At 64.8% G+C, this 21,577-nt stretch carries 16 protein-coding genes; 4 read left to right on the top strand and 12 right to left on the bottom strand.

What is annotated here, in order from left to right; genetic code table 11:
• Nucleotides 1-29: 29 nt before the first annotated feature.
• From ACMA5I_RS04725 to ACMA5I_RS04710, 4 genes are read left to right on the top strand one after another with little or no spacing between them, the layout of a single operon-like run.
• Nucleotides 30-1,274: a Na+/H+ antiporter NhaA gene (locus ACMA5I_RS04725; protein WP_525885086.1), complete on the top strand. Its 1,245-nt coding sequence runs from the start codon at nt 30-32 to the stop codon at nt 1,272-1,274.
• Nucleotides 1,275-1,316: 42 nt separating this feature from the next.
• On the top strand, nt 1,317-1,976 hold the full coding sequence (locus ACMA5I_RS04720; RefSeq protein ID WP_525885085.1) for an ABC transporter ATP-binding protein: 660 nt from the start codon (nt 1,317-1,319) through the stop codon (nt 1,974-1,976).
• A gap of 3 nt (nt 1,977-1,979) precedes the next feature.
• Nucleotides 1,980-3,560, top strand: a complete 1,581-nt coding sequence (locus ACMA5I_RS04715; RefSeq protein ID WP_525885084.1) for a KpsE/RkpR family capsule polysaccharide export protein — start codon at nt 1,980-1,982, stop codon at nt 3,558-3,560.
• A complete protein-coding gene (locus tag ACMA5I_RS04710) occupies nt 3,557-5,044 on the top strand; it encodes a phosphomannomutase/phosphoglucomutase (protein WP_525885083.1) in 1,488 nt (495 codons plus the stop codon). Before ACMA5I_RS04715 ends, ACMA5I_RS04710 begins: the two co-directional genes overlap by 4 nt.
• Before the next feature lie 79 nt (nt 5,045-5,123).
• Here the strand turns inward: ACMA5I_RS04710 and ACMA5I_RS04705 are convergent, their stop codons facing one another.
• From ACMA5I_RS04705 to tssC, 12 genes are all read right to left on the bottom strand, one after another.
• Nucleotides 5,124-6,158, bottom strand: coding sequence for a TIGR04086 family membrane protein (locus tag ACMA5I_RS04705; protein WP_525885082.1), 1,035 nt, complete (start codon nt 6,156-6,158; stop codon nt 5,124-5,126).
• A gap of 174 nt (nt 6,159-6,332) precedes the next feature.
• The gene (locus ACMA5I_RS04700; protein WP_525885081.1) at nt 6,333-7,079 is read right to left on the bottom strand and encodes a Crp/Fnr family transcriptional regulator; all 747 of its coding nucleotides are present in this window, start codon (nt 7,077-7,079) and stop codon (nt 6,333-6,335) included.
• Nucleotides 7,080-7,311: 232 nt separating this feature from the next.
• Nucleotides 7,312-8,634 (bottom strand): type VI secretion system-associated protein TagF, encoded by a 1,323-nt coding sequence (tagF, locus tag ACMA5I_RS04695; protein ID WP_525885080.1) that lies wholly within the window; start codon nt 8,632-8,634, stop codon nt 7,312-7,314.
• Nucleotides 8,631-12,146: a type VI secretion system membrane subunit TssM gene (gene tssM / locus ACMA5I_RS04690; RefSeq protein WP_525885079.1), complete on the bottom strand. Its 3,516-nt coding sequence runs from the start codon at nt 12,144-12,146 to the stop codon at nt 8,631-8,633. Before tssM ends, tagF begins: the two co-directional genes overlap by 4 nt.
• Nucleotides 12,143-13,624: a type VI secretion system protein TssL, long form gene (tssL, locus tag ACMA5I_RS04685; RefSeq protein WP_525885078.1), complete on the bottom strand. Its 1,482-nt coding sequence runs from the start codon at nt 13,622-13,624 to the stop codon at nt 12,143-12,145. Before tssL ends, tssM begins: the two co-directional genes overlap by 4 nt.
• On the bottom strand, nt 13,621-14,955 hold the full coding sequence (gene tssK / locus ACMA5I_RS04680; RefSeq protein WP_525885077.1) for a type VI secretion system baseplate subunit TssK: 1,335 nt from the start codon (nt 14,953-14,955) through the stop codon (nt 13,621-13,623). The genes tssL and tssK overlap by 4 nt, the downstream gene beginning before the upstream one ends.
• Nucleotides 14,952-16,145 carry an FHA domain-containing protein gene (locus ACMA5I_RS04675; protein WP_525885076.1) on the bottom strand — a complete coding sequence of 398 codons (1,194 nt, stop codon included), beginning with the start codon at nt 16,143-16,145 and terminating at the stop codon, nt 14,952-14,954. The genes tssK and ACMA5I_RS04675 overlap by 4 nt, the downstream gene beginning before the upstream one ends.
• Nucleotides 16,129-17,115, bottom strand: coding sequence for a type VI secretion system baseplate subunit TssG (gene tssG, locus ACMA5I_RS04670; RefSeq protein WP_525885075.1), 987 nt, complete (start codon nt 17,113-17,115; stop codon nt 16,129-16,131). The genes ACMA5I_RS04675 and tssG overlap by 17 nt, the downstream gene beginning before the upstream one ends.
• Nucleotides 17,112-18,890 (bottom strand): type VI secretion system baseplate subunit TssF, encoded by a 1,779-nt coding sequence (gene tssF / locus ACMA5I_RS04665; RefSeq protein WP_525885074.1) that lies wholly within the window; start codon nt 18,888-18,890, stop codon nt 17,112-17,114. Before tssF ends, tssG begins: the two co-directional genes overlap by 4 nt.
• Nucleotides 18,883-19,380 carry a type VI secretion system baseplate subunit TssE gene (gene tssE, locus ACMA5I_RS04660; RefSeq protein ID WP_525885073.1) on the bottom strand — a complete coding sequence of 166 codons (498 nt, stop codon included), beginning with the start codon at nt 19,378-19,380 and terminating at the stop codon, nt 18,883-18,885. The genes tssF and tssE overlap by 8 nt, the downstream gene beginning before the upstream one ends.
• On the bottom strand, nt 19,377-20,159 hold the full coding sequence (locus ACMA5I_RS04655; protein ID WP_525885072.1) for a type VI secretion system accessory protein TagJ: 783 nt from the start codon (nt 20,157-20,159) through the stop codon (nt 19,377-19,379). Before ACMA5I_RS04655 ends, tssE begins: the two co-directional genes overlap by 4 nt.
• The gene (gene tssC / locus ACMA5I_RS04650) at nt 20,156-21,577 is read right to left on the bottom strand and encodes a type VI secretion system contractile sheath large subunit (RefSeq protein WP_525885071.1); all 1,422 of its coding nucleotides are present in this window, start codon (nt 21,575-21,577) and stop codon (nt 20,156-20,158) included. Before tssC ends, ACMA5I_RS04655 begins: the two co-directional genes overlap by 4 nt.

Raw genomic sequence — 21,577 nt, 5'->3', positions numbered from 1 at the left:
AAAACAAAAGCTAAATCAGGGGAGCCACTATGTATCGCGTCTGGAATTTCGTTCAGTCCTATTCGATCTTGCTGATAAGTGGTGCGCTGCTCGCGCTGGTTTGGGCCAATACTGCTCCCGAAGCCTATCATGGCTTTATTGAATGGGTGATCGCCGATCATTTCATCATCGGCCACCCGCATGATGGCTACCGCACCCTGACATTGCACTATCTCATTAACGACTTCCTGATGGCCTTCTTCTTCGCGATGGCGGGCAAAGAGGTCTGGGAGGCGGTGATCCTTGAGGACGGCTCGCTCCGGGGGAAAAAGGCGCTGACGCCGCTGATTGCGACGGCTGGCGGGATTGCCGGGCCGGTCGCGGTCTATCTCGGCCTCGCCCTCGTCATGGGCACCGATGTCTATCAGGAAGTGAAAAACGGCTGGGCCGTGCCGATTGCGACGGACATCGCCTTTGCCTATCTCGTCGGCCGCCTCGTCTTTGGCGCGAAGCACTCCGCCGTCGGCTTCCTGCTGCTGCTCGCCATTGCGGATGACGCGGCGGGCCTCATAATTCTGGCGGTGTTCTACCCCTCGGGCGATCTCGCGCCGGTCTGGCTGCTGCTCTCGCTCGGCGCGGCGGTGAGCGCGTTCATCCTCTTCAACTGGCTCCCGCGCCGCCTGGATCGCGGCAAACAGGACCGCCCCTTCTCGACAAAAATGGACCGGATGCTGGGCTATTGGCCCTATCTCGCCTTCGGTCTGATCTCTTGGTATGGCTTCATGCGCGCAGGCATCCACCCGGCGCTTGGCCTTCTGCCGATCATCCCCGCCATGCCCCATGCGGACCGCGCGTTCGGGATCTTCCACGAGGATGAGCATCTCGCGACGGACACGCTCAACCGCGCCGAACATGCGCTCGAAACCCCGGTCGAAGTCATCCTCTTCTTCTTCGGTCTCGCCAATGCGGGCGTCGAGTTCTCCTCCATGGGCCCGACCACATGGCTCGTCGTGCTTGGCCTGATCGTCGGCAAACCGATTGGGATCTTCATCTTTGGTTATATTTCGGGTGTCACCATGAAGCTCGGACTTCCCGAAGGGATGCGCCCGGTCGATCTCATCGTGGTCGGATTCGTGGCCGCCATCGGCTTTACCGTCTCGCTCTTTATCGCGGCGGTGGCCTTCGATGCCGGCCCGATTCAGGACGCGGCGAAAATGGGTGCGCTCTTCTCCTTCTTTGCGGCCGCTATTGCGATTGTCGCCGGGAAGGTTATGGGTGTGCAGAAACAGGAATAACGACGTGGCTCTGCCCGTCTTGGCGGGCAGAGCATTTCCCCTATGATCGAGTTTCGCAATGTCAGTAAAAGCTTTTGGACCGGCAAGCGGCGCAAGATCATTCTGAACAATGCCAGCTTCTCGGTGCATCTCGGCCAGTCGCTCGGCATTCTCGCTCCGAACGGGACGGGGAAAACCACGCTGATCAACATGATGGCCGGGATTGAGAAACCCGATGAAGGGCAGATCCTACGCACCTCGCGGATCTCCTTCCCCTTGGGTTTCATGGGCGGGGTCTCGAACAAACTCTCCGCAACGGAAAATTGCCGCTATATCGCCCGCATTTACGGGATGGACCCCGATTATGTGGAAGCCTTCTGCCGCTATCTCTGTGATCTGCAGGAATATTTCGATCAACCGCTGTCGAAATATTCCTCGGGGATGCGCTCACGATTTACCTTCTCCCTGCTCCTCGCCCTTGATTTTGACATCTATCTGATTGACGAAGGGATGCCGGGGACCACCGATGTCGCCTTTAACCAGCGGGCGGGGTCGATTTTGCAGGACCGGCTGCGTCATTCGACCGTTGTGATCGTGTCACATTCGCCGCAGATCATCGCGCAATATTGCCAAAGGGCGGCGGTTTTACGGGACGGTCATCTCTATATGTTCGATACGCTGGACGAGGCGCGCCTGCTTTATGATTTCGAGGGAAGTAGTTAACCCATGAGCCAAGACGATCCGTTTGCCAATCTGACCGGGAAGGAGCGCCGCCGGGCGCGCCGCAAAGCGGCCCGGCGCGGCCTGATCGCGCGCGATGATTACGACGCGGCGCGCCAGCTTTACGCGCTTGGCGATGATGTGCGCGAAAGCGCGCAGCCGGCCAAACCGGATATGGACGCGCGGCCCACGGGCGGGTTGCCGCAGGAGCTGCTCGACGAGGCGATCCACAATGCCAAGCAACTCGGCATCGAGGTGGAAGACGGCTATGACGCCGTGCGCAAGCTGCGGGAAGCGGGCTTTGATATTCTCGAAGATTATCAAATGGAAGCGGCGAAGTCTTCACAAGGCGCTGACGGCGGAGATGCGGAAGTTTTCCTGCCCGCCCGTCAGGTCTCCAAAGGAGCTGTTGGCGCCTATCGTCCCGCCTTTGACGACGAGGCACGGGCCGCCGAGATCGCCCGCATCCAGCGCGACCTCGCCCGCCGCCGCCGCCGGAAAATGGCGATTGTGGGGGCGCGGCTCCTGCTCTTCGTGCTGCTCCCCACGGCGCTGGTCGGTTATTATTTCTTTAATATCGCCACGCCCTTCTACTCCTCACATTCGCAACTCGTGATCCAGAAAGCGGACATGATGAGCGCGCAAGCCCCCGGCATGTTCTCCGGCTCCGGCTTCGCGACGCAGCAGGACTCCATGGTCGTGCAGGGCTATTTGCAGGGTCAGGAGGCCATGCTCCGTCTCGACGAGACCGAAGGCTGGGTCGCCGCGTTTCAGGGCGACGAGATCTCCGAATTGCAGCGCCTGCCGGAAAACGTCACCTCGTCAGAGGCTTACGACCGATACAAGAAGCTCGTGCGCGTTGGATATGACCCGTCCGAGGGCATCATCAAAATGGATGTCATCGCGCCGACCGGGGAAAAAGCCTTTGATTTTGCCAGCCGATTGATCCAGTTCGCTGAGGAACGGGTGGACAGTCTCTCGCAGGACGCGCGCACGGATCAGGTGGCAGAGGCCGAGGAATCGCTCGCCAATGCGGAGCGCTCGCTCGATGAGGCGCAGGAGCGGTTGCTGGCCCTGCAAAGCACCAGCGGCGTGCTGTCGGCCGATGCGGAAGCCGGCTCGCAGATGAGCATCATCACCACGCTAGAAGGGCAGATCACCGAAAAACGCGTGGCGCTTCAAACGCTTCTGGCCAATGCCAGCCCCAACCAGGCACGGGTCAACGCCCTGCGCGGCGAGGTGCGGACGCTGGAGCGGCGGGTGGAGGAGCTGCGCGGCACCCTCACCTCCGGCTCGGACGCGGACGCTTCGCTGGCAGCGATCCAAGGCCAGATCCGCATCGCGGAATCCGAGATGCTGACCCGCGAAACCATGCTCGCCGCCGCGCTGGAGCGAGTGGAAGCGGCGCGGCTCGAAGCCAACCGCCAGACGCGCTATCTCGCCATGGTCGAGCATCCGGTTCTGCCCGATGAGCCAAGCTATCCAAGGCGTTATGAAAACACGGCCCTCGCCTTCGTGATCTTCGCGATGCTCTATCTCGTCGTCTCGATCACCATTTCCATGCTCCGCGAACAGGTCAGCGTGTGACCCGCCCGCGGCCCGAGGTGTCGGTCAAGGATTGGGACGCTTACACCCAGCCGATGATCAACCCTTATGGCTTTCGCGAATATGACGCGCGCTGGCGGTTCCCCGAGGAGATCAACCTGCCCGGCATGACCGCCCTCGGCGCGGGCCTCGGCACCCTCATCCAGCGGCGCGGCCTGCGGCCCGCGATCGCCCTTGGCCATGATTATCGCAGCTATAGCCAGGCGGTGAAAAACGCGCTGGCGCTTGGCCTGATCCAAGCCGGGATGGAGGTGCATGACATCGGCCTTGCCCTCTCACCCATGACGTATTTCAGCCAGTTCCACCTTGATCTGCCCGCCGTCGCGGTGGTCACCGCGTCCCATAACCCGAATGGCTGGACCGGCGTGAAAATGGGGATCGACCGCCCCCGGACCCTCGGGCCGGACGAGATGGCGGAGCTGCGCGAGATTGTCATGGGCGGCCACGCGGAGATGCGGGGCGGCGGAAGCTATCGGCGGGTGGACGGCGTGCGGGAGGCCTATCTTGATGATCTCGCAAACGGTGTCACGCTGACCCGCCCTCTCCGCGTGGTTTGCGCGACCGGGAACGGCACGGCTTCGGCCTTCGCGCCGGAGCTGCTACGGCGGATTGGCTGCGAGGTGATCCCGCTTCACACCGAGCTCGATCACGACTTCCCGCACTACAATCCCAACCCCGAAGCCATGGAAATGCTTCACGATATGGCCGCGGCGGTGACGGCACACCACGCCGATCTCGCCCTCGGTTTTGACGGCGATGGCGACCGCTGCGGCGTTGTGGATAATGAAGGCGAGGAGATTTTTTCCGACAAGATCGGGGTCCTGCTCGCCCGCCGCTACGCCAAACCCGGCGCGCACTTCATGGCCGATATCAAATCGACGGGGCTGTTTACCATCGACCCGGTGCTCAGCGAGAGCGGCGCGAGTTTTGAGTATTGGAAAACCGGCCACAGCTATATCAAGGCGCGGATGGCGGAGACCGGCGCGGTCGCGGGGTTCGAGAAATCCGGGCATTATTTCCTCGCCCCGCCTATCGGGTATGGCTTCGATTGCGGGCTGCGCGCGGCGGTGGAGATTTGCAAGATGCTGGCCGAGAGCGGCGAGCGCATGGCCGATCTGCGCCGCAGCCTGCCACCCGCCTGGACGACGCCGACGCTTTGCCCCTATTGCCCGGACAGCGAGAAATATGGGCTGCTGGAGCGGATCATGGCGCGGCTGGAGCGGTTCCGCGCGGATGGCGGCACCCTTGGTGGGCTGGCGATCCGGGATGTGATCACGGTGCAGGGCGCGCGAATTGTTCTCGACAATGGAAGCTGGGCGCTGATCCGCGCGTCGTCGAATACGCCCAATCTTGTCGTCGTCTGCGAGAGCTTTACGTCAGAGGCGGAGCTGCGCGCGATTTTCCAGGATCTTGATGCGTTTATCCGGCAGGAGCCGGGTTTGGGCGATTACGATCAGAGTTTTTAAGGCTTCGCGCGCAGAAAAAAGGCGCCGCATTTTCACGCGGCGCCTTACGCTTAGGGTTGGCGATACACTCGCCGCCGGATCAATACTCCTGACGCGGCAGGGTTTTCGGCGCGCCGAGTGTCGCCCCGAAGGCCGCGGCTGCGAGGCCGAGGAGCAGGCCGACGAAGGACCAGAGTGCCGCTTTGGTGAGCGCGTTGAGCGCGGTTTCCGCCGCCTGAGCGAGACGGGTCTGCGCCTCTTCAAACGCCGCTGCGACCTGCTGACGGGCTTCCGTCACGCGGGTTTGCGCCTGATCGATCATGTTCGACGCCTCGTTGCGGGTGATGCCGGTGCGCTGCACGAGGCGGTCCACGATCTGCTGACGCTCCTCATCGGAGACGACAACCTCGCTGCCCTCACCCGTCAGATTGTCGAGGAAATCTTGGATGATCGCGCCTGCATTGCCGGGGTTCTGCGCCATTTCGCGCGCAGTTTCGACCGCATTTTCACGCAGTTGCTCCAGATCTTCCTGACCGAGCGCCGACTCGGCGATGGCGTTCTGAAACTCCTGGCGCAGATCTTCCGGGGTCAGATCCCGCGCTTCAAGGCGCTGCTCGACCGACGAGGGAAGCTGGTTCGGCATCGACACGTCAATGTTCTCGATCTGGCGCGACGCATATTGCGTGACCTGCGCGATGCCGGAGCCCGCCGCCGAGGCGCTGCTCGTCACCGCATTGAGCGAGCCGCCAACGAGGCCGCCCACGGCGGTGCCCGCGAGCCAGAGGATCGAGACCGTGACCAGGGCCCAGACGGTCGCGCCGTGGAGCATCGCGGTCATGCGGTTCGGCTGGCCCGCGAGCCGCGCTGCGACGAAACCGCCGATCAGCAGGCTGAGGATCATGGTCAGCGCCGCCCAGAAGGCCGAGCCGGTGCCAAGGCCGCTCAGCGGGTTCTCATCGATGGTCGGATCGACCACGCCAAAGCCAATCGCCATGCCCAAAAGGGTGAGGGCCGCGCAGCTTGCAAGGCCCACAACGGCACCCGCGAAGATCCCGGCCCAGGACACGCGGACCCGGTCGGCGGGGTCGGGATAGGCCGCGACGTGATCGCGAGGAGGTGTGTACTCGGTGCTCATTTTTATCCTTCCTTATTCTGTCCGATGGTCGTCAGCGCGAAGGCGGCGCAGCCGGATATCTCCACCGGAGTTCCGCGTTACTGGTGTGAGGAAGGGTAGCAGGGTGCGCAGCAAACGCACCCGCCTTGGCAATGAACTAGTATATAAAACGTCGCGTTTTTAGGGGGTTATGCGCTAGTGCGGCGGCATCCAGTGCTGGTCGATGGTGCTGTAGCGGTCCTCGTAACCGCTCAGCTCGCTCAGCCCGTCGAGGTCGAGAAGCTCCACGCCGTTGTGGTGACGCTCCACCAGACCGCGCTCCTCCAGCGTCTTGAAGGTGCGGTTCACATAGGCTTGCGTGAGGCCGATCGCGTCGCCGATCACCTCCTGGCTGAGCGGCATCCGGAACCAGTTGGTTTTGTCCGACGAGGTGACGCGCAGGCGCGAGTGGATCTGCATGAGGAAATGCGCCAGCCGCGCATCTGCCTCCAGCCGGGCGACCGCTTCGAGGCGCTCGGTCAGGATCACGCTTTCGATCGCCCCGAAGGCGAAGAAGAGCGCGGCGAGCCGGGGCGAGGTTTCAAAAAGCGCGCGCAGGCCCGGTTTGGGCAAGCGGCACAGTTCCGCATCGGTGGCTGTGATGAGGCTCGCGCGGCAGGCGGTCAGGGTCACATCGGAGATGCCGATCACGTCGCCGGGGAAATGGATGCCCTGAATATGCCGCCGCCCGTCCTTCACATCGGTCGCGGAATAGAGCCAGCCGCGCCGCACGATAAAGAGCGCGTCGGCCTTCTCACCGGGGCGGCGCAGGCGTTGGCGCGCGGGATAGCTCTGCCGGTCCGCCTCCAGCGCTTCGAGATGGACGAGGTCCTCCTCGCTCACGTCGATATAGTTGGAGACCTTGCGATAGAGGCAACTCCGTTGCTCATTGGCTGTCGTCATCTGCCCTTCATCCTCTCCCTGCCGGGCGCGCCGGGCTGGTGGCGCGCCGAGATCGTTCTGTTATTTAACCATATTCGCCCGCAATCAAGCTAGATGCGCGGACCGCGCGTCCGCGAACGCGGCGGAATCCCACGCAGGATGTAGAGATATGCGGAAAAAAGCGCGAGGCCGCAGGAAGGCCCGCGCTTATGTTTTGACGCATAAGTGACGTGGAGGCGCGTGCGCCGCCCGGTCAGGTGACGAACACCGCCGCCGCGGTCACATCCATCCGCGCGCCCGCAATCATCGCGTCTTGGGTCAGCGCTTCGACCACGTGTTTGGGTGTCGTCGCCTGCTCCAGCGTCTCGGCCATTTCGCCGTCATGGAGACGGTCCGCGATGCTGCCGGAGCAGAGCAGGAACCGGTCGCCCTCCTGCAAATCGCCGCCATTCTGATCCACGGTCAGGCGCGTATCGGCCCCGATGGCACGGGTGACGATGCCCGGCAGGCGCAGATCAACGTGATCGCGGGTGAGCAAGGTCAGGGTGCCGCCGCGCAGCAGGTAAGCGCGTGCGTTGCCCGCCCAAAGAACACTGAACATCTGCCCCTGCATCAGCAGCGTGACAGCGGTGAGCGCGTAACGCGGGCGGTTCGGCAGCGAACGCGCATAGAGCAGCGTGTTCGCCATCCCGATCCGGCCCTTGGCGTTCGAGATGAGATCGCTCATGGAAAACTGGCTGTCGATCGCGGCCACGGTTTCCGCCGCATGATCCACCGCCGAGCGTTGGTTGGGCTGATCGCCAAGCGCGCTGAGGAGCGTCACCGCCTGCCCTTCCTCATTGACGATCACCCGGTCCACGGAATCCGACCGGCTCGGCGCTTTGAGATTGGCCGAGGCGATGTCGAAACTGAGCGGGCGGCGTGTCGGGGGCGGCAGCGCGGGCGCGTCCTCACCCGTCTCGGGCGGAGCGGCGTCTTCCTTGAAGGGGCGGCTCATGAAGATGCGGTCGAAATAGCTCGGCTCCGGCATCTTGTCGAGCGAGATGGTGGCCGCCGGATCCTGCCGCGTCCACCAGAGGGTTTCGGCGTCCTCCTGCTCCTCCGCCGTGGCGAGATAGGTCACCGGTAATTCCAGCCGCGCGAGTTGCTGGTCAAACACCGCCAAAGCGAAATGCGGCGAGAGGGTCGAGCGGGCGAGGTCCTCCGCCGCATCGAACCATGGCAAGAGCCCGTGCAGCTTTTCGAGCGGTGCGGTCACGCCCGGAAGCGGCGCGGCGATGACCAGCGGGAAATACCGGCCGGCCCGGTCCACACTCGGCATCATGATCCCGATGATCGGGTCCGGCCCGAAGGTGCCCGCCGAGAGCGCCATCCGCCAGACCGGCGCGACCAGAAAGGCGTTGAGCCAGTCCCGCCCCATTCGGTCCTGACTTTCGCGCACGCATTGGCGCAGCCATTCGTCGAAGCGGTCCGTCAGGGCGCGGCTGAACCCGCGAGAGACGAAATCCCCCTGTGTCGGCACCTTTCCATAATAACCCGCCGTAAAACTCGGCGGCGTTTTCTCGCGCTTTTTCATAAGCTCTCCGGGCAAGAGAAGTTGCGGATAGCCTCAAGGCGGAACGGGTTATTTACAGAGCCGCTGGTGACGCGCAATTCCGCGCCGCGGCCTGCCACTTCAAAACGCACATTGAACTCGTTATCGGAGACGGGCGTGATCGCGCCCTCATCCATCAGGCGGAACGGCGCCCAGGGGCCGGTCGTCTCCAGCGCCTGCGCGCGGGAGCCGGGCAGCAGGGTGAGCCGCGCGACTTCGCGCTCTTCGGTCGGCCAGACAAAACTGCGCTCGCGGGTGCGGTCCTGCCCGTGGAAGGAACTGAGCCCGCCGATCTCGATCAGCGCCACCTGCGCGTTGGAGATCCATTCGAGATCAAAGGCGTAGTCCACTTCTGGCCCGGTCGCGCCGCTCGGGAAAAAGGCGCGGCGGATCGTGTCGGCATAGCGGAACTGGGTCAGCGCCTCGCTGTCCTGCCCGCTGGTGCCAAGCCCGCCGCTCCATGTCCACGGCTCGACCGTCACATCGACGAGGCCCGACAGGTTTTCGTCAAAGAAGGTCGCAAAGAGACCGTCCGGCCCGAACATGCGCGTGAAATCGGCGATGGTCACGTCCTGCGCGGCACCGGGGGCAAACGGATAGCGCCCTTCCAGCGCGCGGCGGCATTCGGTTAAGCCATTGGCCTGCCACAGCTCTTCGATAGAGCGCCGCGCATTGGCGACGGAAGCATTGCCGATCCGGCCCGCCAGTTCCACCACCCAGCGATCCGCCGGAATGGGCAAGCGGCGGCCCTCGGCCAGAAGATCCTGCGTCGCGGTGTTGAGCGGCCCTTCGGCGGCGAAAATCTCTGCCGTGCGGGCATCGGTCGCCGTGGCGCGGCTGATCTGCTGATAGATTTCGTCAAAGAGCGGATCGAGCGGGCCGAAGATATTCGCCGCTTCCTCGCCCTCGCCGGTTTCCTCCAGCCCGCGCCGCAGCGCCGCATAGGGGTCCGGCGCGGCGAGCGCATCGAAGGGGAGCGTGTCCGGCGGGGTGAAATTGCTGGCTGCTGCCTCGGCGCGCTCGCCTGCCGCTTCAAGTCCCGGCGGCGGGCCGGTCAGCCACGCCTCGCGGGTCACTTCCTGCGCGAGCCGTTCCAGCGGCTGGCTTTCCGAAGCGACGACGGAAACGAGATCCGCCGCCTCTTCCAGCCCGTTGACCTCACGGATCACAAGATCGCCCAGAAGCTCCCGCCAGACCCGCGAAAAATCGCTCCAATAGAGATTGGCCGCATCGGCGGAAATCTCGCTGGTGCTTTGGCTTTGGGTCGCCGCGGCGGTCGCGCCGCGCACCCAGCCTTCATTCGCCGCGATTTCGGACATGGCGCCGATTTGGGTCAAGATCACCTGCTGATAGCCGCGGCGGGTGTAGATGCCCTCGATCCCATCGGTCAGCGGCGCGCCGGACGCGCGGGCAAAGACGCGGGCACCGGATGGCCCGAGCGCTTGCGCCGGACTCCAGACGCCGAGATCCCGCGCGGCGCGGCGGCTGCGCAGCAGATCATAGGCCCGCTGCGACGCGCTCCGGCTGCCGATTTTCTCACGGGTTTCCGCCACAAGATTGTCGTCAATCGCCATCACCGGCAATGCGCCGGTGGCCAGCATCGCCTCCATATGCGCGGCGAGACGTTCGCGCGCGGTGCGGCGGCCCGATCCGGGATAGATCTCCTCGAAAATCTGTTCGGACTGGAGCAGAAGCGCATCGGGATCCACCGGGCCAAGACCGGCGAGCGAGAGATAATGTTTCAGCGTCTCAAAGGCGTCCGCCTCGCTCAGATCCTCTTCCTTCAGCTTGTCCTGCAAGGCGACCATGTAACGCGGGAGCAGATAGGCCCCGAGCGCATTGGCGTAGTGATCGTCATATTCCTCGACAATCGTGTCCTGCCGATCGAGGCCCAGCGCGACGCGGTGGAGCGGCAGACCCAAAGGCGCGCTCTCATCGGTTTCCGAGAAGGTCGCCGGGATGTTCGAGAGGGCATCTAGCGCCGGGAGGACGCGGAGGAAATCGGCGTCCTGCACATCGCGCACGGGGATGTTGCTCGCGAGTTCGTCATAGCGGGTGAGGTCATTGCGGACCTGCGCCAGCGCGTTGCGGTTGACGATATAGCTCGAAATCCACGACCCGGCGAGCAGCAGCGCGGCGACCGCCATGGCCCCATAAGTGACGCCCTGCATGATCTTCTGGCGGCGGGTGACGCGTTTGTCGCTCGCGACCAGCCCGGCCTCATCCATAATCACATCGCCAAAGAGCTTGTTCACGAAGAAGCTGCGGTTCATCGAGCGCGGCCCGCCAAGCTCCTGACGGAACTCGGCTTCTTGCGTGGCGGAGGCGAAATAGACGCCCCGGATCAGCGGCTCCTCGATCTGGCCGGTGCCCGAGGACAGCTCGCCAATGATCTCCTGAAGCGAGTCCTTGAGCGCGGCGACCTGCGCCGGGAAGCGGAAGATGCGGCCGCGGCGGTCAATGTCCAGCTCCTGCTGAAGGCGCTCCATGAGAAGCCCGTTCAGGCGCTCGGTCAGATCCTGATATTCGCGGCTGAACACATCCGGCACGTTGGATTGGTCGCGGGTTTCCTTGAGCGGGAAGGTGATGCCCCAGACCTGCTCGCGGCCCTCCGCGCCAAGCCCTTCAAAGAATTGCTCAAACCCGGTGAGCCGGTCCGCCTTGGTCAACACGATATAGACCGGGATCTGCGCTTTCAGCGTCGTCGCGATCTCCGTCAGGCGCTGGCGAATGGCGCGCACTTCGCGGAGCCGCGCCTCGGGCGACTGGCTCAGCAGATCGGTCAGCGAGAAGGTCAGGATCACGCCATTGATCGGCTGCGCGCGGCGGTGTTTGCGCAGCATGTCGAGAAAGCCGAGGAAGCCCGCCTTGTCCCGCTCCTGCCCCGCATCCTGCGTGGTGTAGCGGCCCGCCGTATCGATCAGGATCGCCTGATCGGTGAACCACCAATTGCAGTTGCGCGTGCCGCCAACGCCCTGCACTGGCTCGCCGCCAAGCGCGTCGCCGAGGGGGAATTTCAGCCCCGAATTGGTGAGCAGCGTCGTCTTGCCCGCACCGGGAGCGCCCATCATGAGATACCACGGGAATTCATAGACATAGCCGTAGCGCCGCCGGACGACCTTTTTCATCATCGCCATGGCGTCGCGCAGACGGCCGCGCAATTCGTCGATCTCGGCTTTCGTCTCCGCCTTGGCCCGCTGCTCCGGGCTGTCGGCGATATCGTCGATCAGATCCGCATCGGCGCGGCGGGAGCGGATCCACGAAATCAGCGCCCAGATGGCCCAGAGGCCGAAGAGAACCCCGATGGCAATCAGGCGATTGCGGGGCGAGACGAGCGGCGCGAAGTCGCCAATGACGAGGCGCGGGCCGAAGATCCAGATGAGCGCCGCAATCGCGCCGACCCAGATGAGCGCGACGAAGCGCCGCCCGACCACCGAGACATAGCTGTCGATGGTTGAGCGGAAGGAGGTCCACATGCCGACAAAGTTCATCATTGGGCTGCCTCCTCGGTCGCGGTCTCATTCTCGGGCAAAGGCGGCGCGTCCACCGGCGCGGACAACTCGCCCCCCTGTTGCAGCAGTTCCGGCGAGACGCGCGCGCCCGCAGCCCGCACCAGAATTTCGGTGCGGCGGTTCTGCTCGCGCCCCTCGGCGGTGTCGTTATCCGCAATCGGGCGCAGATCGGCCTCGCCCCGGATCTCCACGCGGTCGGGCGAGATATAGTTCAGCAGAATGTCCCGCACGGCGGCTGCACGGGCTGTGGAGAGGTGGAAATTCGACGGAAACGCGTCCGTGCGGATTGGGTTGTTGTCGGTATGCCCGATGACAGACACGTCGAAATCCTCTGCGGCCAATGCCATGCCAATCCGTTCAAAAATATCGAGAAATTCCGGCGCGATCTGCGCGCCGCCCGGCTCGAACGCCCCGGCATTGGCCACACGGACCAGCACCGCATCGCCATCGCGGTAGAGGCGCACCAGCCCCTCCTCCACTTCCGGCTCAAGAAAGGCGATCAGGCTGTCGATGGGATTGATTTCAGGCTCCACAGGCTCTTCCACAACCGGCTCTTCAACGGGCGGTTCCTCGATGATTTCTGGCTCCGGCTCCGGGATGAACAGCGACGGCGTTTCATCGGGCGGGAGCGAGGCCATGCTGTTCAGCGCGCCATCCGCCGACTGGTTGAGAAAGAGCGAGAAGGCGAGGAACATGCCCGCGAGCAGCAGGATCAGCAGCCCGCTCAGGAGCCAGAACAGCCGCCCGCGCCGCAGCGGCTGGTGCCGCGCGCTTTCGCCTTTCCAAAGCGGCGAGAGGTCGCGCTCCTGATCGCCATATTGCTGGCGAAGCGTGCGGTAGAGATTGTCGCGGACCTGCGCCAGTTCCAGCGCACCGCGCGCGGAGACGCGCGTGCGGCCTTCGAACCCGAGCGACAGGCAGAGATAGATCAGCAGAAGCAGGTCGCGGTTCGCCCCCGGCTGCGCCTGAAAATGCGTAATGAGATCAAAGACTTTATCGCCGCCCGTCACGTCATGGTGGAAGGTGGAGACAAGCCCGCGGCTCGACCATCCCTCGCCCCATGGCATATTGCGGATGACGTCATCAAGGGTCGCGCAGACGACATAATGGGCCGCGCGGGCCTGCTCGGGGAGGATCCCGGCGGCGACCAGCTTGCGTTCATAATCGCGGATCGCGGCGATCACATCGCGGCGCAGCGCTTCGAGATCGGGCGGCGTTTTGCGGTGGCGCAGACCGTAGGCGAGGTTCAGAAGCCCGGTGGCTTCGCTCACCATCACCGGGAAATCCGCCCCCGACAGCCGGAAACCGCGCATCACGGATTCGGCGGAAAACGGCGCTTCGCCCGGTGTGTGGAAATCGGTTTTGGGCTGCGACGCAGGTTGGCTCGGCGCAGGTTCGCCGCCCGGATTGGGCAGGACGATGCGCGGGCCTTCGCCGAGCGGGTCGGAGGAGTCACTCATACACGGATACCCCAAAGCTCCATTTCAAGTCCCGGAAATTCCCCGGAAAGATGCAAGGCGATGGTTCCCGAAGAGACCATCTCGCGCCAGATGTCGCCGCTGGTTTCGAGCTCGAAATAAACGGTGCCCGAGTGGAAGGGCAATTGGCGCGGCGCGACCGGCATGGGCCGCACGACAAGGCCCGGCAGCGCGACGTTGACCAGCTCGGCAATGCGCGCGACGGAGCCAATTTTGATCTGCCCCGGCAATTGGCGGCGAAGCTGTTCGGCGGGCATATCGGCGCGCACGGCCAGCACCAGCCCGGCGCCGCTCTTGAATTCGGCGTCGCTGATCATACCGACGCGCACGCCGTGGCGGCGCTCTTCGAGCGGGATCGCGACGGCCGACTGGTCCAGCACCGCCGAGAGCGAACGGCGGATTTCTTCGACCACCGGATCGAAACAGGTGGCGGGCGCATAGTGATCGTAATCGGGCAGATCGGCGGGCAGACGGTTGGCGGCGGTGAAGGTCGCAAACTCGCCGGCGAGGGAGGCGAGTTCCCGCCACACCGTTTCGGGATGCATCTGGCTCGCCTGCGCGTTGAAATGCGCCAGCACCGGCGCGGTGCGGTTGAGAAGCTGGAGCATGAAATAGTCACCCACCTCAGCCGAGCCGCGCACCGACGGATCGCCCGCGCGCCGCGCAATCGCCGCCGCGCGGTGGCGCACCAGCCCCAGAAGCTCCGTCACAAGCCCCTTTAGGCGCGGCGAGAGCGCGATGTTGAGAGCGGGCGGGATCATGTCCTCATCCAGCACCACCGAGAGATCGGCGCGCACTTCGACCACCCGCGCGATTGGCAGATGCTCAAACCCCGCCATTTCCTCGCCTTCCAGTTTCAGCACAGGCGCATAGCGGCCCACGGAAATCGGCGCGGTGAAGGTGCTGCCCGCATTGCCATCCGCGGCCTCGTAATCACTGCTGACAAGGCGCGTGGTCGCGGTCTCATCGGTGCCGGAAAACTCCGCCGTGCCGGGGCGGCGCATCGGCAGGCAGAGATAGACCAGCTTGTCCGCCACGCCTTCGCTGAGTTGCAGGGGCGGCGGCAGATCGCTTTGATCCGGCGCGCTGAGCGGCGTGCCATCCGGCAGAACCGCCGCGAAAGAGGTGAGCGCCAGCCGCCCGATCCCGAGCGCGGATTTGTCGAGGCTCAGCTCGCTAAACCCCCATGGGAACACCGAGAGCGGCAGCAGCAAGTCGCGGGCCAGCCGATCCGCCCAGCGATCCGATTGCTGGAAATGCTGGACCCGCAGGAACATGCCTTCGGTCCATGCGACGCGGTTCTCTGTCTTCATTCTCCGGTCTCCCCTGAATGTCCATGTCCGAGCCGGGCCCGGATTGCCGCCGCGAGCGCCTGCTCAGACAGGGGCGCGGCCCCGTCCTTCGGCGCGAACCGAGCCTGATAGGCCCGCCAAAACGCGGTTTCTGGCGTCAATCGTTGCAAAAACCCTCCCTCCCCGGCTTGTGCCGTGGAGATGATCTCGGGATCAAGGCTGTCTTTGGCGTCTTTCAGCGCGGCGCGGCTGCCCTCGGCCATCGCGCTTTGCATCTGGGTCAGCATGGCGATGCGCGCCGTCAGGGCCGTGATCGCCTGCCCGCTATTGTCCGACAGCGCCGCCGCCGGGTGCAGCGCATATTGGGTGGACATATCGCTTTCGGGGATGCTGACCCCAAGCTCGCGGAAATGCCGCATCAGATTGTCCTCCAGCGCCCGCAGCCCTTCGAGGGCCTTCGCCAGCGCGAGACCGGCGTTTTTGATCTGCTCCTCGGGCGCGCTTTGCACCTCTTGCGGCACGAGCCCAAGCGCATTGAGCAGCGGTTTGGTCGAGACCGGCGGCACTTTGGCTTTCGGTGCCTCCGGCGCGGCGGCGGTCTCTTGCGAGAAACGCGCGCGGGTCGTCGGCCCTTGGGTTTGTGTCAGGCGGTCGGAGCTTCCGGCACTGTCCGGGCTGTCCCAGTCATCGGGGAGCAGCTTGCTCTCAGAGGCAGGCAGGAGCGGCGATGCGGCTTCCTCCTCAAACGCTTTCGGCTCCTGCCAGTAGCGGCTCGCGGCGGATCGCGGGGCCGCCGGTGCGTTCAGCGGGTTGTCCTCGGCGATCCCCGGCAAGGGGCCGTCGCTGCCGCTGGAGGTGACATCCGAGAGGATCGCGCTGATCGACGGGGCCTGACCGAGCGAGCTTGGCGAGGCGCTGGCCTGACTGATCGTGAGTTGAATAAGCTGGCCCGACACCGTCAACCGGCTGCCATGGCCAATCGGGGTCGTGCGACCTTCCGCCGCCGCGTGACCCTCGATCTGCACATCGCCGGAGGCTTCCATTTCCAGCCCCATACCGCCGCGCCGGATGGTGACGAACGCATCCTCGCCCTCGCCCGGCACTTGCCATGTCGCGCCGGAGCGGGTGCCGATGGTGAAGGGCGTCGAGAGATCCGTGACCCGCGCCGCGCCCGCCTGCGGGCCGCTCAAAAGTTCAAGCCGCGTTTGCATGGACACCTCCAATCGGGTCGGGGCGAATGATCGCCTCGTCGCTGTCTTTCGCCGCCGGAACCGATTGCGCCCAGCAGTTCCAGCCAAGCCGCGCAGGCAGAGCGCCGCCGCCAAGCTGCGTTTCCGGGATGTCGCGCCGGTCAAGAATGACCTGCACGTCAAAGTCGATCCCCGGCGGGATATAATGCTGCACCAGTTTCATGAGCCGCTCCATCCGGGGCTGGCCCTTCTCCAGCGACAGAAAATCCGTGTAGCGCACCGGGCCGACCACGAGGCGGCATTGCCCGGCCCGATCTGGCGCTTTCGCCCCGGCCATGGCGTTGCGGCCAAGCTGCATGGAGCCGTCGAACCGCGCTTGCTCCTTTTCGGGAATGTCGCGCCAGATGAGGCGGAACTGCTCCAGCCGGACCGGCAGGCCAAGCTCCGCCTCCGCCATGGTCCGCAGCCCCTCGGCATTGCGGGTGCGCTGCGCGAGCAGCCCGGCATAGCGCAGGGTTTCATCCCCCGGCAGCGGCATGGCGTCGTGATCCGCCGCAAAGCCCAGCAGACCGTGCAGCGCCTTCAGCAGCATATTGTCCGCCCGCGCCGTCCATTTGAGGCGCGAGGCAAGATCGTATTTCTCCGCCGCGGCGACAAAGAGCCAGGTGAGCCGGTCGCTGAACAGTTCGAAAAACGCGATCATCCCGCCCGCACGGCGGCGGCGGTCGCGGGCGGCGAGTTCGGTATAGGCGGGCGGCAGCGGCGAGAGCGGGCCGAGCGCGTTCATCACCTGGCTTTCAATCTCGATCCGGTCATCGAGAACGCGCACCGCGCCAATGGGCCGCGCGGCAAGGCCGGTTTCGGGCGGCGCCAGCACGAAGAGCGGTTTCTCCTGACGCCGCGCCTCTTCCTCGGCGATCCGAAGGGCGGTCAGCGGGGCGAAACGCTCCGGGTGCTGGGTCAGTTTTTCAAAGAGGCTCACCGCTCTCATATCAGCGCCTCCTCACCCGCCCGCGCCGGGAAGGCCGCCAGCACATCGCTGCGGCCGGAGAGTTTCAGGGTCAGCCGCGTGAAGCTGTTGAGGCTGGTGTAACAGCCGAAAAACCGGTCCAGCGCCGCGCCGAAGAACACCGCCTTGGCGGGCTCGATCCGGTCCTCGTCAAAGGTCAGCTCGATGTCAGTGCCGGGGACCATGACCTGACCCATCCGGGTGTATCCCGGCGTTGTTTCCACCTTGTCGATGGCCTCGATGAGCCGCGCCGTTTCGCGGTTCTCGCGCGGATCGTAAAGCTGGAGGATGTTGCGCAGAACCGGCGTGCCGCCGCGTGTCAGCGACAGATGGTTGAGCGAGAGATGGGAAACCAGCTCCCACGCCCGGTCCGCGCTCGGCGTCGAATGGCGCGGCGGCGTCAGCGGCAAAAGACACGCGATGCCCGCCAGTTGATCCGTCGAAATCCGCGCCGTCAGCCGGGGCTGCCCGCCGCCATAGGGCAGCTTTTGCGGGAGCGTGTGGTTCGTCGCCAGCACCTCGACACTGGCGGTTTCCTCGGTCGGGACAAGCGCCTCGTTGCGGGTGTCGACGAAAAAGAGCGAGGTGCTGCCAGAGCGCGCGCCGTCATCGGTGCTGTACCGCCTGAGTTGCCAGAACACGCCCTCGGTGCCGCGCTCGGTCAGATGGTGGAAATAGGGTTTCGCCTCGCGGGTCGAGCCGTCCGACCCGGCGAGGGTGACATGGCGCACCGAATGGACCGCCCGCGTCTCCGCGCGGCGGGAGTCCGCCTGAAGCGGATAGGTCGCGCGGGTGCCATCGAGATTGATCGGCTCGGCCCGCGCGGTGAACAGGTTCACCACCGGCGCGGCGAAGAGCGAGAAGGCGCTGGCGTCGATCTGGCGCTCCAGACCGGCTGGCGCCTCGTTGAAATAGAGGTAAATGTCGAGCCGGTCCGCTTCAACGATCGGCCCTAAGGCAATGTCGAAGAAGAGATACTTCTCCGGCAACGTGAAAAACTCGGTCAGGGTGCGATAGCCGCGGAAACTCGTTTGCGGATAGGGCAGCAGCGCCTCGTCTTCCGCATGGCCCACGGGCGTCACACGCTCCGCGCCGTAATGCCGCGCCTCGGGATCGCCGCTATGGGCCGCCATGCTCATGCCGACGCAATGCTGGTGGCAAAGTTGGAACAGGGCCATCGCCTGCGGCTGCGCGGCGGAGAGATAGAGGCGGAGTTTGGTCAGCCCCAATTCGTTCAGCTTCACTTTCGCACTCGGCGCGAGGGTCAGGCGCAGCGCGCCCGCCGCCTGCAGATCCGGGCGCTGCGGCGCTTCGAGCGGGCGGTTCATGATCCGCGCGGTCTCGATCTTGACGGGGGCCAGCTCCACATCCTGCGTGGTCACGAAACGCACCTGATCGCCGTCGACTTGCTCCGATAAGATTTCCGTACCGCGCGGTATGTTTTGGCAGTGATCGAGTTGCCGGGCGGGCGTCATCCCCACGACGGTCATCGCCGGAACCGGGGCGAGATAATGCGGATAGAGCGTCTCGATCATCCCGTCCGTGAGTTCGGGCAGGCTGTCGTCGAGTTTCTGGCGGATCCGCGCGGAGGAGAAGGCGAAACTCTGAATCAGCCGCTCCACATGCGGATCATCCGACATCCCGCGCGCAAGGCGCAGGCGCCCGGCGATCTTGGGGTGATTGTCGGCAAAGCGCGTGGCCCGCTGGCGCAGCGCCCGCAATTCGTCATTGTAGAATTCGAGGAACCGGTTAGCCACGGCTGCCCTCCGACACCGCGAAATGCCCGGCGACCGGGTCGATGCGGCTTTCGAAACGGATGGGCGGCAGGCCCGGCGCGGGCCGGTATTCCGCCGCGATCCGCAAATGGAGGCTGCGGCGCTGCGGGATCATGTCCTCATGGAGCGTGACCGAGAGGTTTTCGAGGCGCGGCTCGAAGGTCGCGATGCGGCGTTCGAGATCGCGGGCAAAGGCTTCGCGCTGCGCGGGCGTGACCAGCGCAGAGGAGAAGAAATCACCAACGCCGAAGCGCAGCAGGCTGTCATCGAGATCGCGCAAACCGGGCGGCGGCGCTTCGGGCGCGCAGCGGGTGTTAAGCAAAAGTTCGAGATCGCGCCGCAGGGACTCGCGCAGGCCCGCAGGCTGCTCCGCAGGCAGCACAGGCGGGTCGCGTTCCAGATCCGGTTCCAGATCCAGAAGGCGATCCAGCAAGGATGCGGCCAGCCGATTGTCCTGCGCGCTTTCGCTCATCCGATGGTGATCTCCTCTGCGCCAAGAAAGCCCTGCATCTCGTCGCCCGCGAGCCAGGCGCGTTGCCCCTGCCCGATCATGATGCCGCCGCGCTCGATGAAATCGGTGCTGCGGCCAAGGCGTTCGGCGTCGCTGGTGGGGGCCGGATAGATGGCAGGCAGACCGAGATCCGCCTCCGCCCCATCATCGAGCGTGACCCGTGCCGGACGCAGCGCAAGATCGAGCGGGCCGGAGACCGGGCGGAAGGCAATCGACGTGACTTTCGCCAGATCAATCCAAAGATAATTGCCGCCCGCCGACACCGCCTCAAGCGCATGGGGAAGCCGGTCATCAAGATCGCGCAGATCATCGACCGCTTCGCCGTTCCATGCACCGGGGCGGGTGCCGCGCAGCGCTTCGAGCGCTTCGAGCGCTGCCACGGTTTTCGCCTCATCGCCGTCCCGCAGGGCGACATTGAGGGCGACCGCGGCCTGATCCGTCTCGCTCGCGCCGCCGGGGAAAGTCGGCACCGCACCGTTTTCCCACCACTGCGCCCGCGCCTCAAGCCCGCGCAGATGCTGGCGGAAGAGGCCGTAGCCAACCGCGTCCTGCGTGTCGATCCGCGCGGCCATGGTCGCATGGGTTTCGGCACGTTTCAGATCACCCATCAGCACCGAAAGCGCGGCCAGCGTCATCCGTGCCTGGCCACTCTCCGGCGCGGATTTGACCCATTCGACGGCCTTGGCATTGGCCTCATCCAGCGCATCGGCGTTGAGAAGATCGGTAATGGCCTGACTCATGCAGGGCTCCTTTGCGGTTGAGCGGCCGCCTCGGACCGCTGCTGCGGCGCTTCGGCGATCAGGTGGAAACTGGTCGAAATATCATCGAGTTGGAAATGCGGCTGAAGATGGATCGTGCAGCGATAAGATCCGGGCAATCCGCGAATTCCGGCGATCCGCACCCCGGCGTCGCGGAGCGGATATTGCGCCTTGAGCTCTTGGGCCGCGTCGTCATTGCCAAGGCAATAACTGCGCAGCCAGTCGGTCAGCCGCGCCTCGATCAGCGCGGGATCGGTGATGCTGCCGATCTCATCGCGCATGATGACCTTGAGATAATGGGCAAAGCGCGCGGTGCAGAGGACATATTGCAGCATGGAGGCCAGCCGCGCGTTCTGGTTCGCGAGCGGCGTCTCATAGGTGGCGGGCGCGTGAAAGGACGGGTTGGCGTTAAAGACCGGCACCGCGCTTTGATAAAGGCTGCAGAGCGGAATGATACCCTGCGCGATCATTGCCTCTTCCTGCGTCGTCGTCGGGCGGAACGCGGCGGGCGATTGCGCCGAGAGGCCATGGCGGTCGGTGTGATAGTCGTAGGGCGGGTAGAACGGGACAAGCCCCGCCCCCTGCTCATCCTGATGCACCCCGCGAATATCGGCGAACCATCCGCTTTGCTGGAAGGCCGCGATCACGGTGGCCGCGAAGGCGAACGCGCCGCCGATCACCAGCGGGCGGTCTTGGGCTTCGTCGAAGGTGAACCCGTCGATCCGGCCCGGCATGTAGCGCACCCGCGGCGCGCGGATCACGAGGCCCGGCGCGACGAGGCCGAGGAACCGCGTGTCATCCGCATTACGCAAATTGTCCCAACGGAGGCGCTGCATGGCGGCGCTGCGGTCGGGCGCGAGATCGGAGGCACCGGTGATGGCATCGAACGACCCATAGCCGAAGGTTTGCGGACCGGCGTTGAGAATGACCGGGCAGAAGGCCGCCGCCGCGACGGCGGCAAGGCGGCGCAGCGTGTCCACCTGATCCTGCGCTTGCGGCGGATCATGGGGTGAGACTTCGTAATCGCCGACCAGCAAGCCAAAGGGCAAACCGCCGGGCATTCCGAATTCGCCATCATAGACGAGGCGGAAGAGCCGCGACTGGTCGTAATCGGCGCTGCGTTCGAGATTGCGCCCGAGGCTGCGCCAATCGACATTCAGCACCCGGATCAGCACGCCGCGCCCGACACCGGCCTGATCGACCAGCTTTTTCAGCCCAAGCCAACGCGCCTCCATGGCCCGGAACGCGGGCGCATGAAGGATCGCATTGAGCTGCGCGGTCAATGCGTCATCGAGGGCGGCGATGATCCGGTCAATGCGTGCGGCCAGAGCGCGAAACGCGGCGCGCTCTGCCTCTTCTTCCGGGTTGGCCGCCCCGGCAAAGACTGCCGAGGCCGACAT

It is taken from the genome of Jujubicoccus corallicola, from assembly GCF_047345645.1.
GTDB lineage: Bacteria > Pseudomonadota > Alphaproteobacteria > Rhodobacterales > Rhodobacteraceae > JBLEFH01.
Note: the sequence above shows the minus strand (reverse complement) of the source record. Positions and strands in the feature narration are given on the sequence as shown.

Bases quoted from the DNA above. Each gene is read 5' to 3' on its own strand.
- tssG (WP_525885075.1), bottom strand. From the start codon at position 17,115: ATGAGAGCGGTGAGCCTCTTTGAAAAACTGACCCAGCACCCGGAGCGT.
- tssK (WP_525885077.1), bottom strand. From the start codon at position 14,955: ATGAAGACAGAGAACCGCGTCGCATGGACCGAAGGCATGTTCCTGCGG.
- ACMA5I_RS04715 (WP_525885084.1), top strand. From the start codon at position 1,980: ATGAGCCAAGACGATCCGTTTGCCAATCTGACCGGGAAGGAGCGCCGC.
- ACMA5I_RS04705 (WP_525885082.1), bottom strand. From the start codon at position 6,158: ATGAGCACCGAGTACACACCTCCTCGCGATCACGTCGCGGCCTATCCC.
- ACMA5I_RS04720 (WP_525885085.1), top strand. From the start codon at position 1,317: ATGATCGAGTTTCGCAATGTCAGTAAAAGCTTTTGGACCGGCAAGCGG.
- tssL (WP_525885078.1), bottom strand. From the start codon at position 13,624: ATGAGTGACTCCTCCGACCCGCTCGGCGAAGGCCCGCGCATCGTCCTG.
- ACMA5I_RS04725 (WP_525885086.1), top strand. From the start codon at position 30: ATGTATCGCGTCTGGAATTTCGTTCAGTCCTATTCGATCTTGCTGATA.
- tagF (WP_525885080.1), bottom strand. From the start codon at position 8,634: ATGAAAAAGCGCGAGAAAACGCCGCCGAGTTTTACGGCGGGTTATTAT.
- tssE (WP_525885073.1), bottom strand. From the start codon at position 19,380: ATGAGCGAAAGCGCGCAGGACAATCGGCTGGCCGCATCCTTGCTGGAT.
- ACMA5I_RS04655 (WP_525885072.1), bottom strand. From the start codon at position 20,159: ATGAGTCAGGCCATTACCGATCTTCTCAACGCCGATGCGCTGGATGAG.
- tssM (WP_525885079.1), bottom strand. From the start codon at position 12,146: ATGATGAACTTTGTCGGCATGTGGACCTCCTTCCGCTCAACCATCGAC.
- ACMA5I_RS04700 (WP_525885081.1), bottom strand. From the start codon at position 7,079: ATGACGACAGCCAATGAGCAACGGAGTTGCCTCTATCGCAAGGTCTCC.
- ACMA5I_RS04675 (WP_525885076.1), bottom strand. From the start codon at position 16,145: ATGCAAACGCGGCTTGAACTTTTGAGCGGCCCGCAGGCGGGCGCGGCG.
- tssC (WP_525885071.1), bottom strand. From the start codon at position 21,577: ATGTCGGCCTCGGCAGTCTTTGCCGGGGCGGCCAACCCGGAAGAAGAG.